Origin of the sequence: Devosia sp. LjRoot16, from assembly GCF_964252795.1 — a bacterium.
Lineage (GTDB): Bacteria > Pseudomonadota > Alphaproteobacteria > Rhizobiales > Devosiaceae > Devosia_A.
On the sequence record NZ_CAXUPH020000002.1, the window covers coordinates 715733 to 728115 of the forward strand.

General features: G+C 65.2%; 12 protein-coding genes. 6 read left to right on the forward strand and 6 right to left on the reverse strand.

Annotation, left to right across the window (positions count from 1 at the left end; all coding sequences use genetic code 11):
- Positions 1–31: 31 nt before the first annotated feature.
- The 3 genes from nagA to ACSQ23_RS13940 all read right to left on the reverse strand — a co-directional run bounded on the left by nagA (position 32) and on the right by ACSQ23_RS13940 (position 3191).
- On the reverse strand, positions 32–1189 hold the full coding sequence (gene nagA / locus ACSQ23_RS13930; protein ID WP_436090971.1) for an N-acetylglucosamine-6-phosphate deacetylase: 1158 nt from the start codon (positions 1187–1189) through the stop codon (positions 32–34).
- 178 nt (positions 1190–1367) lie between these two features.
- Complete coding sequence (locus ACSQ23_RS13935) at positions 1368–2378, reverse strand: SIS domain-containing protein (protein WP_055998053.1); 1011 nt, start codon at positions 2376–2378, stop codon at positions 1368–1370.
- A 48-nt stretch (positions 2379–2426) separates the two neighbouring features.
- Positions 2427–3191 carry a GntR family transcriptional regulator gene (locus ACSQ23_RS13940; RefSeq protein WP_436090972.1) on the reverse strand — a complete coding sequence of 255 codons (765 nt, stop codon included), beginning with the start codon at positions 3189–3191 and terminating at the stop codon, positions 2427–2429.
- A gap of 244 nt (positions 3192–3435) precedes the next feature.
- Here ACSQ23_RS13940 and ACSQ23_RS13945 point away from each other — a divergent pair, with 244 nt between their 5' ends.
- The 4 genes from ACSQ23_RS13945 (at position 3436) to ACSQ23_RS13960 (ending at position 8752) form a co-directional block, all read left to right on the forward strand.
- A complete protein-coding gene (locus ACSQ23_RS13945) occupies positions 3436–4722 on the forward strand; it encodes a neutral/alkaline non-lysosomal ceramidase N-terminal domain-containing protein (RefSeq protein WP_055879015.1) in 1287 nt (428 codons plus the stop codon).
- Between the two features lie 177 nt (positions 4723–4899).
- Positions 4900–5949 (forward strand): Gfo/Idh/MocA family protein, encoded by a 1050-nt coding sequence (locus ACSQ23_RS13950; protein ID WP_436090973.1) that lies wholly within the window; start codon positions 4900–4902, stop codon positions 5947–5949.
- 78 nt (positions 5950–6027) lie between these two features.
- Positions 6028–6849, forward strand: coding sequence for an amidohydrolase family protein (locus ACSQ23_RS13955; protein WP_436090974.1), 822 nt, complete (start codon positions 6028–6030; stop codon positions 6847–6849).
- A 361-nt stretch (positions 6850–7210) separates the two neighbouring features.
- Entirely contained in the window at positions 7211–8752 is a 1542-nt protein-coding gene (locus tag ACSQ23_RS13960) for a tryptophan halogenase family protein (protein WP_436090975.1), read from the forward strand.
- A gap of 209 nt (positions 8753–8961) precedes the next feature.
- Here ACSQ23_RS13960 and ACSQ23_RS13965 read toward each other — a convergent pair whose 3' ends face one another.
- Positions 8962–9354, reverse strand: coding sequence for a DUF3224 domain-containing protein (locus ACSQ23_RS13965; protein ID WP_436090976.1), 393 nt, complete (start codon positions 9352–9354; stop codon positions 8962–8964).
- Between the two features lie 82 nt (positions 9355–9436).
- Here ACSQ23_RS13965 and ACSQ23_RS13970 point away from each other — a divergent pair, with 82 nt between their 5' ends.
- Positions 9437–9760 (forward strand): hypothetical protein, encoded by a 324-nt coding sequence (locus ACSQ23_RS13970; protein ID WP_436090977.1) that lies wholly within the window; start codon positions 9437–9439, stop codon positions 9758–9760.
- Positions 9761–9763: 3 nt separating this feature from the next.
- Positions 9764–10585: an AraC family transcriptional regulator gene (locus ACSQ23_RS13975; protein ID WP_436090978.1), complete on the forward strand. Its 822-nt coding sequence runs from the start codon at positions 9764–9766 to the stop codon at positions 10583–10585.
- A gap of 131 nt (positions 10586–10716) precedes the next feature.
- Here ACSQ23_RS13975 and ACSQ23_RS13980 read toward each other — a convergent pair whose 3' ends face one another.
- The gene (locus tag ACSQ23_RS13980) at positions 10717–11148 is read right to left on the reverse strand and encodes a CBS domain-containing protein (RefSeq protein ID WP_055879036.1); all 432 of its coding nucleotides are present in this window, start codon (positions 11146–11148) and stop codon (positions 10717–10719) included.
- Positions 11149–11346: 198 nt separating this feature from the next.
- On the reverse strand, positions 11347–12210 hold the full coding sequence (locus tag ACSQ23_RS13985) for an aminoglycoside phosphotransferase family protein (RefSeq protein WP_436090979.1): 864 nt from the start codon (positions 12208–12210) through the stop codon (positions 11347–11349).
- Positions 12211–12383: the final 173 nt, after the last annotated feature.

Here is a 12383-nt window from a genome sequence, read left to right on the forward strand (position 1 = left end):
CCCGCAGCGCGGGGGAGGATCACACTCGACCTCAGGCCCCGAACACCTTTTCACCACCTATCCAAGTCGAGCGCACCTTCAGGTCGTCGCTCAGGACCGCGAAGTCGCCGCGGGCGCCTTTGCTGAGGTGGCCGCGGTCGGCTTCGGCGTGGATGGCGCGGGCCGGATAAAGGCTCGCCATGCGCAGGGCCTCGTCGAGCGGCACGCCGATGGTCTGGTGGACGTAGCGGATGGCGTCGATCATCGCGAGGTCGGCGCCGGCGAGGGTGCCGTCGGCGAGGCGCAGGGCGCCATCCTTCCTGTAGACGGTGCGGCCGGTGAGCTCGAACTCAGTCCAGTCGGTGCCGGTGATCGACATGGCGTCGGAGACGAGGAAAACCTGGCCTGGGCCACGCTTGGCGCGGAGTGCGATGCCGATCGAGGTCGGATGGACGTGAATGCCGTCGGCGATGAGGCCGGCATCGAGGCCCGGCAGGTCGAGCACGGCGCCGACGACGCCCGGCTCGCGATTACCGATCTGGCTCTGGGCGTTGAACAGGTGGGTGGCCATCGAGGCGCCGGCTGCCGCGGCAGCTGCAACCTGGACGTAGCTCGCATCGGAGTGGCCGATGCTGACAATGATGCCTGCCGCGGCGAGGCGGGAAATCTGTTCCGGGCCAACGGTTTCGGCGGCGACAGTAATGAGGAGAGTCGGGAGTGCGCGTTTGGCGGCGAGGAGCCGCTGCAGGTCGGCTTCGTCCATTGGACGGATCAGCGCCGGATCGTGGGCGCCCTTGCGGGCGATGGAGAGGTGGGGGCCTTCGAGGTGGAGACCGAGGAAGCCGGGGACGTGCTGCTCCACCGCCGTGGCGCCGGCGGCGATGACGGCCTCGTTCTTGGGTACCGTATCGGTGATCAGGGTCGGCAGGCAGGCGGTGCAGCCAAACTGGGTCAGGGTCGCGCAGATGGTGCGGATGGCATCGAGCGTCGGCGTATCATTGAGCAGCGCGCCGCCGGCGCCATTGACCTGCAAGTCGAGAAAGCCGGGAACGATCATGGCGCCGTCGGCCGGAACGCGAATGGCATCGGCGGGTGAATCCGCGGCGATGAGGCCCTCAACCTTGCCGTCAGCAACGACCAGCGCCATGCGGTCGTGCCATTCGGCGCCGTCGAAGATGCGGGCTCCGGTGAAGGCTTGTTTGGTAGTCATGTGCTTTGCTCCTGCAGGTGCGAGCCTTGAGAGCCGGAGCAGGCTGACCCCCACCCCTGTCCCCTCCCCGTCAACAGGGGGAGGGAGACGCTCTCACTAATACCGAGGTCGTCGTCTCCCTCCCCCTGTTGAGGGGGAGGGATCAAGGGTGGGGGTCAGCCCCCACTGGTGCTTCGGGTCATATGGTCTCCGTCACCTTCTTGAGGTGCGGCGGGCGGTCCGGGTCGAAGCCGCGGCGACGGCTGAGGGCTTCGACGAAGCCGTAGAAGCTGACGATCAGCGCCAGGGCGTCGGTGATGGCGTGGCCGGAGGCGGCGAACGGCAGGCGTTCGGCGCTCTGGGCATTGACCGAGGTGATGAAGACGCGCGCGCCCTGCCCGGCCAGCCGTTCGGCGACTTCGGCAACTGAGGCTTCGGCGGCGTCGCGGGCAGCGAGTGCGAGCACCGGGAAGTGATGCTCGACAATGCGGGCCGGGCCGTGGATGACCTCGGCAGCGCTGTAGGCCTCGGCATGGATGCCGCAGGTTTCCTTGAACTTCAGCGCCGCCTCGTTGGCGATGGCGAGCGCCGGGCCACGACCGAGGACATAGAGCGACTGGTGCTTGTCGAGCGCACCGAGCAGCGGCGACCAGTCGCAGTGCACGGCCTCTTCGAGCACCTCAGGAAGCGATTCCAGAGCGGCCAGCAGCGCCTTGTCTTCCAACCAGTTTCCGACAAGGCCGAGGCCGGCGACGACCGAGGCGACGAAGGTCTTGGTGGCAGCCACCGACTTCTCCTCGCCGGAGCGGAGCGCGATGGTCTGGTCGGAAGCCTGGGCAAGCGGCGAGTCCGGGGTGTTGGTCAGCGCGAAGGTCAGCGCGCCATTCTTTTTAGCCGACTGCGTCATGCCGACGATGTCGGGGCTTTTGCCTGACTGGGAGATGGCGATTGCCGCAGTGCCCTTGAGCTTCAGCTCGCGGCCATAGATCGAGTAGACCGAGGGGCCGACCGAGGCGACCGGCACGCCGGCGAGGAGCTCGATGGAGTACTTGAGGAACGACGAAGCGTGGTCGGAGGAGCCGCGTGCGATGGTGACGATGGCGGTGGGGTCGGCGGCGCGGAGCGCCTTGCCGGCGGCCGCGAAGTCGGCCTTGCCCTCCGAAAGCAAGCGGGCGATCGCCGATGGGGTCTCTTCGACTTCCTGGCGCATGTAGCTGGCGTTGGCGGCTGTGGTCACGGCATCACTCACGGTTTGCGATCATTTGCGGGCAGCTTCGCCGACTCTGAGCTCGGCGACAAAATCATAGGTGTCGCCGCGGTAGACCGAGCGAGTCAGTTCGACGACCTTGCCCGAAGGCAGGTAGGCGATGCGCTCGATATGGAGCGCGGCGGCGCCCACGGGGATTTCGAGGAGACGGGCATCGTTCTCCTCGAGATTGGCGGCGCGGATGCGCTGAATAGCGCGCACCGGTCGGTTGCCGGTCTTGTCGAGATGCGAGTAGAGCGACGAGCCCACGGAACCCGGATCCGGCAAGGTCTCGGCGGACAAAGCCGCGCGCTCGATGGCCAGCGGCATATCGCCGGAGAGGCGGAGGCGCGCCACGCGGGCGACGCGATCACCAGGCGAGAGGCCCAGAATCACCGTCTCATCAGGCGATGGATCGTAGATGCCGCGATCGAGCCAGATGGCGCGCACGGCCATGCCGCGGCGCGCCATATCCTCGGTGAAGGAGGTGAGCTGGCTCAGTGATTGCTCCACCCGGCTCTGCTGTGGGGCAACAAAGGTGCCCGAGCCATGGCGTTGTATCAGCAGGCCGTCGCGCACCAGATGCTGCACGGCCTTGCGCACCGTGACACGGGAGACCTCGACCTTGGCGGCAAGGTCACGCTCGGAGGGAAGCGCATCGCCGGGCTTGATGGCGCCACGCGCTACCGCGTCTTCGATCCAGCGTTTCAGCTGCAGATAGAGCGGACCACCCTGCGGCAGGATGATGGCTTCGGCGCTGAAAAGCTCGCTGGTCAAATTGTCTGTCCCGGACCAAACCACCGGGCAAATCGGCCCGGCGCGGGTGTCGTCCCACATTCATCCCATAATACCAATAAAAGACCATTGACCAAGCGGTTTCTGCGCTGATGTCCCCGACTTGCTATGAGATCGGTCCCACGCGGGGTTGCCGGCGGCGGGTTATGCGTGAGGCTTCTCGACAAGTGGTATGTTTTTGGCATTAATGCCGAACCCGTGGGAACTCGATCGGAGTGTGGTCGGAATGCCGGAACTATCGCCGCTGCTGGCGGGAGCCTCGATCGTCGATATCACGCCGCCGGCCGGGCTGATGATGTCCGGCTACGCAGCCCGCACGCAACCGGCGACCGGTAGCCACGATGCGCTGACGGCGCGGGCCATTGTCGTGGGTGATACGGCCATCGTCGTCGCCGATGTGATCGGCCTGCACGAGGAGAGCTGCGCGCGGATTCGCTCGCGTTGCGCACTACCCGACGACAGGGTGGCAGTGATCGCCACGCACACGCATGGTGGACCAGTGAGCATGGCTGGTCGCGGTGGCACGGCGTTCGACGCCGACTTTCTGACGCGGCTGGAAGACGGGTGCGTCGAGGCGATCGACCGGGCGGTGGCGGTGCAGCGGCCAGCAATCCTTTCGGCCGGCCTGGGCGACAATCCCGGGATCGCCTTCAACCGGCGGCACGACGGCGGGGTCATCGACCCCACCGTGCCGGTGCTGCGGATCGACGGTGTCGATGGCAAGCCGATCGCCGTCCTCACAGCACACGCCTGCCATCCGGTGGTGCTGGCAGCTTACAATCGGCAGTACACCGCCGACTTCCCGCACTATGTGCGCGAGGCACTGGAGGCCGCCTCCCCCGGGATCGTCGCGGTGTTCCTGACCGGCTGCGCGGGTGACATCAGCACGGGACACTCGCCGCATTCGTCGATCAGCACGGTCCCCACCGCAGATCGCACCTATGCCGAGGCTGAACGGCTGGGCCGACGCATCGCTGCGAGCGCTTCGACAGCAAGGCTCAGGCCGTTGGCTGGCGGCGTTGCCGCTGCGGCCGCAGCGGTGACGCTCGATCTCGAACGGAACGAGACGGCGCCCCTGCCCGTGCTGGCGGCCGAGTGGCGAGCCAAGGCGGCCGAGTCGGACCCGGCCTGGGCGACGCTCTATGAGTGCTGGGCGGACTGGGCCGGGACCGTCGCGCTGCGGCCGGCTGCGCCGTGGACCGGCAAGGTGACGGTGCTCGACTGGGCCGGGGTCCGGTTGAGCTTCCTGCCGGGGGAGATGTTTGCGCAATCGGCGCTGAACGTGCGCGGCGATGCGGCGCGCGTGCACTTCGTCAACAGCTTTGCCGATGGCGTGCCCGGGTATATTCCGCCGGCATCCGAATATCCGTTCGGCGGCTACGAGGTGCTCGAGGCGCACCGATATTATGGCTTGCCGGCGGCGTTTGCAGAGGGCTCGGCCGAGCGGCTCGAAGCCGCCGCGATCGAGCTGAATGCCAGGCTGGACAGGGCCACAGGTTCGTCGGGCACATGAGCGGGCTACCGCCGAGTTGCCCGCAGGGTCATCCGCGCGAAAGCGGGGGTCGCGGTTTGCAGCGCGCGCCGAGAACAGAGGTTCCCGTTTTTGCGGGAATGACTCCTGGGCATGATTGCAGGCCCGACCAAACGTTGCCCGGCTTGGCCGGGGAGATCAGGACTTGGAGCAGTTTGAATGAGCGTTCGTGTACTTGTGGCGGGCCTGGGCAATATGGGGCGGAGCCACGCGCTGGCCTATCACCGGCACCCGGGATTCGAGATCGTCGGGCTGGTGAACCGGCGGGCCCCGAAGCTCGAGCCGGAACTCGCTGGCTACCAGGTGCTGGCCGACTATCAAGCGGCGCTGCGGCAGCTGAAGCCGGACCTGGTGTCGATCAACACCTACACCGATACGCATGCCGACTACGCGGTGATGGCGCTGGAACAGGGCGCGCACGTGTTCGTCGAAAAGCCGCTGGCGATGACCGTGGCCGATGCTGAGCGGGTGGTCGCGGCGGCCAGGGCCAATGGGCGGAAGCTGGTCGTGGGCTACATCCTGAGGCACCACCCGAGCTGGATCCGCTTCATCGAGGAAGCGCGCAAGCTCGGGGGTCCATATGCATTCCGCTTGAACCTCAACCAGCAATCGAGCGGTGCCAACTGGCAGACGCACAAGACACTGATGGAGACGACGTCGCCGATCGTCGACTGCGGCGTGCACTATGTCGATGTGATGTGCCAGATCACCGATGCGAGGCCGGTCGAGGTGCGCGGCATGGGGGTGCGGCTCTCCGATGAGATCGCCCCGGACATGTACAATTACGGTGCGCTGCAAGTGTTGTTCGAGGACGGTTCGCGCGGCTGGTACGAGGCGGCGTGGGGACCGATGGTTTCGGAGAACGCCTTCTTCATCAAGGACGTGATGACGCCGAACGGCGCGGTGTCGATCGTCATGGACCCGGGCGCCAGATCGGATGATCTCGATACGCACACGCGGACCGACCAGATTCGGGTGCACCGGGCGGCGCTCACGACGGACGGGAGCTTCGCCAATGCCGACGAGTACATTTCGATGCAGGGCGAGCCACACCACGATGCGCTCTGTGCCAGGGAGCAGGACTATGTATATCGCGCCATCATCGAGGATATCGACCTCAGCCGGCACATGAATGACGCGGTGCAATCGCTCAGGATCTGCATTGCGGCGGACGAAAGCATCCGGAGCGGGCTGGCGGTGAAGCTTTAGCCGAAAGACTGGCCTGTCGCGCCGGGTCCCGGCAGGCTAACTTCTCAGCTCGGATTCTCACTTCAAACGGCTGATTTCATGCGCATTGTCGATACGCACCTGCACCTGATCTATCCCGACAGGTTCTCCTATCCGTGGTTGGGCGGCGCGCCGGCGATCAACAAGCCCTGGCATGTGGAAAGCTACTGGGCCGAGGCAGCACCGCTCGGGATCGAGGCGGCGCTGCATATGGAGGTGGATGTCGCCGAGCCCGAGATCGCGGCGGAAACGGAGTTCGTGCTTGGGCTCGACCGAGTTATCGGGGCGATCGCCAACGGGAGACCGGAGCATGCGGATTTCGAACGGCATCTCGAAAAGATGCGAGAGCTGGGGCGGGTAAAAGGCATCCGACGGTTGCTGCAGGGACAGCCTGCCGAGTTGAGCCAGACGCAGACCTTCATCGACAACATCCGGCTCTTGCCGCGCTACGACATGAACTTCGACATCTGCGTGAAGTCGCATGAGCTGATGCTGGCGCCGCCGCTGATCGAAGCGTGCCCTCAGACACAGTTCGTGCTCGATCACTGCGGCAACCCCAAAATCGCCGAGCGCGAATGGGAGAGCTGGACGACGCGGATGGAACGGATCGCCGAACTGCCGAACGTGGTGTGCAAGGTTTCGGGCATCCTCGCCAATGTCGACGACACCTGGACGGTCGACCAGCTCCGACCGTATGTCGAGTTCGTCATCGAGACCTTTGGCTGGGATCGTGTGGTGTGGGGCAGCGACCATCCGGTAGTGACGCTGTTCGCCGATCTGACCAAATGGGTGAACGCGAGCCGGGAGATCGTCGCCGGCGCGAGCCAGGCTGAGCAGGAGAAGCTGTTCTCAGGCAACGCCGAGCGGGTCTATCGGCTGTAGTCGTTTTCTGCAAAATACTGTGATTTGACGGAGCTTTCGGCTCCATGCTCCAGTGCCCGCTGAGGGGACTATGACGCACGGCAGTCGAACGCCCGCCGAATACAGACATGGGCGCACGATATTCATCGCAGGACTTGTAGTGATCGGCGTTTGTCTCTTCGCCGCGACCGTTTGGTTGTCGTTTTGCGTGCCGGTAGCGGTCGAGAACGAGGGCAGCCTGATCGAAGGACTTCACCAGCCACCGTAACGACTTGATGCTGCGCCGGATCCGGACCTTAGCTTTCCGGACTTTCCCTCGTCGTTCGCCCCTTGCCGCCCTGCCCTACATCGCGTTTCCTCCCGGTGAGGGAGAACTGGGATCATGGCGGGGCAACCGCATTTCGTTATCGTGGGGGGCGGCACCGCTGGGTGGATCGCCGCCTTCATCATCCAGGACTCGATCAAGCGGCTGAAGCTCGATGCGAAGCTCAGCGTGGTGGAGTCGTCCAAAATCCCGACAGTGGGGGTGGGCGAGGCGACGACCGCGGCGTTCCACGTGTTCCTGACGCATTTCGGCATCGATATCTTCGAGTTCTTCAGGAAGACCGAGGCCACCTACAAGCTGGGTATCCGGCACGAGGACTGGCGGCGGAAGGGTTTTACCTATTACGGGCCGATCGATGACCCGCATGCGGTAGTGCGGCCACCGCCGGGGGCGCCGTCGGACTATCTCAACGTCTATGCGGTGTCGGTGAACGAGCCGGTGCAGGACATGCATCTGTTCGGTCCGCTGCTGAAGCAGAAGAAGGCGCCGTGGACGAAGAAGGCCGACGGGTCACTGATCCCGCTCGGACCGTTCCTGCCGGCCTATCACTTCGACCAGTCGCTGGTGGGCAAGTTTCTGAAGGAGAAATCTCAGGGCGTCGAGATCGTCGACAACGTGTTGACGGGAGTGGAGCGGAACGGCGAGACGGGCGACGTCACGGCGCTGGTGTTCGAAGACGGACAGAAACTCGAGGGCGATTTCTTCATCGACGCGACCGGGTTCCGCAAGCGCCTGATCGTCGGCGAGATGCAGGCGCCGTGGATTTCGTACCAGCACGAACTGCCGGTGAACCGGGCCCTGCCCTTCTGGCTGCCGGTGGAGCCGGGCGAGGAGATCGCCAATTACACCCGTGCCTGGGCGCAGGAAGCGGGTTGGATGTGGCAGATCCCGACGCAGTACCGCTATGGCTGCGGTTACGTCTACTCCGATGAGTTCCGTACCCCCGACGAGGCGCATGCCGAGGTGGAACGGGTGCTGGGGCGCAAGATCGAGGTACGCGGCGATATCCAGTTCAAGATCGGGCGGCTCGAGAAGGCGTGGATCAACAACGTGGTGGCGGTGGGGTTGAGCTCGAGCTTTCTCGAGCCGCTGGAATCGACCTCGATCCACGGCACGATCGTGCAGATGATGATGTTCGCCGGGCAATATCTGCGCGATCCCGCCCAGATGGGGCTGCCGTTGCGGGACGACTACAACCGCCGCGTCGGACGGCAGGTCGACGATTTCCGCACCTTCGTGAACACCCATTACATGACGGAACGGGACGATACGCCGTTCTGGCGCGAGGTGCGGGAGCACCGGATTCACCCCGAGACAAAGCAGCGGCTGGAGCGGTGGAAAACCGCAATGCCGCGGCGCGAGCACTTTGCGGACTATCTGTTCGGGCTGCCGCATGTGGAAACGCAGCTGCATTATCCGGTGCTGGACGGGCTTGGGCTGCTCGATCCCGCGGTGGCCAAGGCAGAGATGGCGCGCGATCCGAAGCTCAGAAAATTCGCGCGCGAGACCCATGCCGGGCTGGTGAAGGAATACAAGCAGGCCGCCAGCAAGGCGCTGGGGCATGCGGAGTTCCTGGAGCTGGTGCGGGGGATGGGTTGAGGTTGTCCGTTTCGTCCAGTGCATTGCCCTGGTGCAGGACCCAACGGCGTATTTGCCACCAGACAACGCCCCAAACTCGGTGTCATCCCAGCGAAAGCTGGGACCCCACGGCGAGGGCTCCGCCCTCGTCCGGTTCACCCCCTGCGCTGGCGGATAGATGGGTCCCAGCTTTCGCTGGGATGACAGCCGGTGGGTGGGGGAGACCGCGGCTACTTCAACTCATAGTTCAGTTCGTAGTGCACGGTCTTATCGTGCTGGGCTGAGTAGCTGCCCTGCCCCGTGATACCCTTCAGTTCGCCGGTGCCGGAGCCCTCGACGATCTGCCACTTGCTGGCGGCGACGCCGTTGGTCCAGTCGCCGACTTCGTAGATGATGAACTGCCCGGATTTGCCGTCGAGCGTGCCGTCCATGACCAGGTAGCCGGCATAGTGGCAGGTCTCGGCGGTGGGGTATTGCATCAGGTAGCGGCCGGGGCCGGCGGCTTCGATGGCGCCGTGCATGACGATATCGATCTTTGCCTCGCTCGATTTCAGCGGGGCGGCTTCGTGGTAGGGTTTTTCGTCCCAGTTGTTATGCAGAATCGTGCCCTTGGCGGTCTTCATTGGGGTTCTCCTTGCTTGGAGGGGGAAGCTAGCGGAGTGACGCCATGTGGAATTGTAGTTTCGCGACAGAGGAGTTGAGCCGATGATCCTGCGCCAATGGTCGGCCCGTATCCGGACCGCGGACGAAGCGCGCTACGTGGCCTATATCGAGGAGACGGGAGCCGCCCACTACGCCGCCACCGACGGCAACCTCGGCTTCCAGATTCTCACCAGCGCCGAGGCCGACGGGCTCAGCACCATCACGACGCTGAGCTGGTGGACCGACCTCGCGGCGGTGAAGCGCTTTGCCGGCGAGGATTACCAGCGGGCGCAGTACTATCCGGAGGATGATGCGTTCCTGGTGGAGCGGACTGAGTTCGTGCAGCACCACCTGGTGCGTGCGTCTGCGATGGGCGGCGTGCGCTGACTGATGCGACAGAGTGATCCCAGGCCAATCGATCCGGCGGTGAAGCCGGCGCGCGGGTTGCTGCACAAGCGGACCAGCTTCGAGCATTTCGAACTGACGCGGTTCGAGCCTTCGGATGACCTCGCCGATTGGGTCGAGCACCACTGGATGATCCTCTACGACCTCGGTGACCGCCCGCCGTACACCCAGCGCAACCTTAGCCACCCCAACCAGCACCTGGTGATCGACTCGCGGGGTGAGACCGGCATCTTCGGCGCGGCCACCGGGGTGTTCGAGACAACACTCACCGGTTCAGGCCGGGTGTTCGCAACGAAGTTCTGGCCGGGCGCGTTCCGGCCGTTCTTTGGGCGCGCGGTGAGTGCGCTGAGCGACACGTGGCTGCCGGTGGAGACGGTGTTCTCGCGGACTTCGGCCGCTATGCAGGAGGAATTCACCGGGCTCAACGACCCCGTCGCCATGGCCGAGCGGATGGAGGCACTGATTCAGGCGCAGTTGCCGGAACCGGACGAGAAGGTCGGGCTGGCACGGCGGATCGTGACGTTTGCCGAGGCGAACCTGGAGCTCGTGTCTGCTGGCGAGCTCGCCGAAGCGTTCGGGCTGGGGCTCAGGGCACTGCAAAGATTGTTCGACGAGTATGTCGGGGTGTCGCCCAAATGGGTGATCGACAGATATCGCATGCTGGAGGCGGTCGAGGCACTGAACGCCGGAGGGGCGGAACCGCTCACCGAGCTGGCACACCGGCTGGGGTATTTCGATCAGGCGGCGTTCAACCATGCGTTCGAGAAGCTGACCGGGGCCGCGCCGGGAGTGTTTCGGGGCGGCTAGCCGATAGAGACGGCCCCCTCCCAGGGGTGAGGTGCTCCGCTGGTTCACTTGGCACAATCGCGCCATGACCTCGACTCTTCACCTCCCCCCTTGTGGGGGAGGCCGGGAGGGGGCCGTCTGCTTCAGTCACCCTAGTGCTGGCTGTGCATCCCGCCGGGTTCGGAGATTTCGTGCAAGGCGTGGGCGCTGGCGCGACCGCTGTCGGCGAGAGCGACATCGCCCAGCGAGATCATGCCGATGAGGCGCTTTTCGCGGCTGAGGACCGGCAGGCGGCGAATCTTGAACTCGGCCATATGGTCGGAGACGTCGGAGAGTTCCTCATCCTCGTAGCACCAGCGTGGGCTGGAGCTCATTACCTGGCGGACGCGCGTTTCAGGACCCATCCCCTCCGCCACGGCGCGGATGCAGATGTCGCGGTCGGTGATCATGCCGACAAGGCGATCGTTCTCGCCGACCGGCATCGAACCGGCGTCGATCTCGCGCATGGTACGCGCAACGGAGCGGATGGTGTCATCGGGCGAGCAAAGCTCGACGTCGGTGCTCATGCATTCGCTGACTTTCATGGCCGTTCTCCCTGGTGTTGGAGCGCTTTCAGGAAAAGTTGCAGACTTTTCCGGTTCGAAAGCGCGACTAATCAAAGGACTCCGAGCAATCACCGAAGCGGTGATTGCTCCAGGGGGCGGCAAGGATCGCCGCCCCCGAAAGAGGAGAATGCAGCAGGCAACAGAGAGTTCAGCGCCAGGCGTGAAACAGATTTCTCGTCAGGCGGTGTCGTAAGCGGTGAGCAGCAGCGGCAGGATACTGATCTGCTGGGTCACCGGGTTACCGTCCTCGATGTCCCAGGCAGCACTGAGCGCGGCGTGGACCGAGGCCCAGGCGAGCAGGTGGCGTCGCGCGATGCCGGTGCGGGCAGCGATAGCGTGGGAGTGGCGGGCGACGCGCGGGGCGCTGATGACGAAATCGTCGCCCTCCTCGGGGTTGAGGAAGCTGTTGGCGTAGTCATAGGCGGGATCGCCGACGAGGCCCTTGGGATCGATGGCGACCCAGCCACGGGCGCCGGAGACGATGTTGTCGTGGTGGATGTCACCGTGCAGCGGGATGGCGTCCATCGGCCTGTCGAACAGGTTGTAGGCGATGCCAGTGGCGCGGCCGACGAGGTCGCGGGCCTGGCGCGGCCAGGCGCCGGCGCCGACCCGAAACAGCGCTTCGAAGCGCTGGCGCAGCGGGGTGAGGTCGGCTGGTGGGGCCGCATCGCGCCGGGCGTGGAGCTTTTCGACGGTGTCGCAAAGGATCTCGGTGGCTTCGGTGTCACGACCAGCTCGAGCCACGTCGCCCAATGTTTCGCCGTCGGCCAGCTCCATCAGCACGGCGTCGCGGGCGAGGCCGTAGATGGCGGCGGCGCCGTTGCCGGCGTACCAGACCAGGAGGCTGCCGCCGTTGCGCTCGTCCTCGCCGCTGCCGGGCTTCAGCAGTTTCAGCACGGCGGGCGGCTGGCCGGTGCGCTCGACGCGATAGACCAGGCTGGTCGCTGTCTCGGCGATCAGGGTCGGACGCGTCAGCGACCAGCGCGCCAGCGCGCGGCTGAGCATGGTGGCGTCAGGAGTGGGATTGAGCAGGGTGGCCATGCCCTCCCATTAGCCGAGAGGGGTAAAAAAGAAACCCCGCGGGATGCCGCGGGGCCAGGTCAGGGAGGAGAGGTCGTTTGTGGGACGGACCGTGGGATTGGCCGCCCCCTCCACCAGCTTCGCTGGTCCCCCTCCCCCGCCACGCGGGGGAGGATCATGGAGGGGATGGTGCG

Excerpts from the sequence above, each read along its gene's own strand:
- ACSQ23_RS13975 (WP_436090978.1), top strand. The coding sequence starts at position 9,764 with ATGCGACAGAGTGATCCCAGGCCAATCGATCCGGCGGTGAAGCCGGCG.
- ACSQ23_RS13945 (WP_055879015.1), top strand. The coding sequence starts at position 3,436 with ATGCCGGAACTATCGCCGCTGCTGGCGGGAGCCTCGATCGTCGATATC.
- ACSQ23_RS13950 (WP_436090973.1), top strand. The coding sequence starts at position 4,900 with ATGAGCGTTCGTGTACTTGTGGCGGGCCTGGGCAATATGGGGCGGAGC.
- ACSQ23_RS13970 (WP_436090977.1), top strand. The coding sequence starts at position 9,437 with ATGATCCTGCGCCAATGGTCGGCCCGTATCCGGACCGCGGACGAAGCG.
- ACSQ23_RS13980 (WP_055879036.1), bottom strand. The coding sequence starts at position 11,148 with ATGAAAGTCAGCGAATGCATGAGCACCGACGTCGAGCTTTGCTCGCCC.
- ACSQ23_RS13965 (WP_436090976.1), bottom strand. The coding sequence starts at position 9,354 with ATGAAGACCGCCAAGGGCACGATTCTGCATAACAACTGGGACGAAAAA.
- ACSQ23_RS13985 (WP_436090979.1), bottom strand. The coding sequence starts at position 12,210 with ATGGCCACCCTGCTCAATCCCACTCCTGACGCCACCATGCTCAGCCGC.
- ACSQ23_RS13960 (WP_436090975.1), top strand. The coding sequence starts at position 7,211 with ATGGCGGGGCAACCGCATTTCGTTATCGTGGGGGGCGGCACCGCTGGG.
- nagA (WP_436090971.1), bottom strand. The coding sequence starts at position 1,189 with ATGACTACCAAACAAGCCTTCACCGGAGCCCGCATCTTCGACGGCGCC.
- ACSQ23_RS13955 (WP_436090974.1), top strand. The coding sequence starts at position 6,028 with ATGCGCATTGTCGATACGCACCTGCACCTGATCTATCCCGACAGGTTC.
- ACSQ23_RS13935 (WP_055998053.1), bottom strand. The coding sequence starts at position 2,378 with ATGCGCCAGGAAGTCGAAGAGACCCCATCGGCGATCGCCCGCTTGCTT.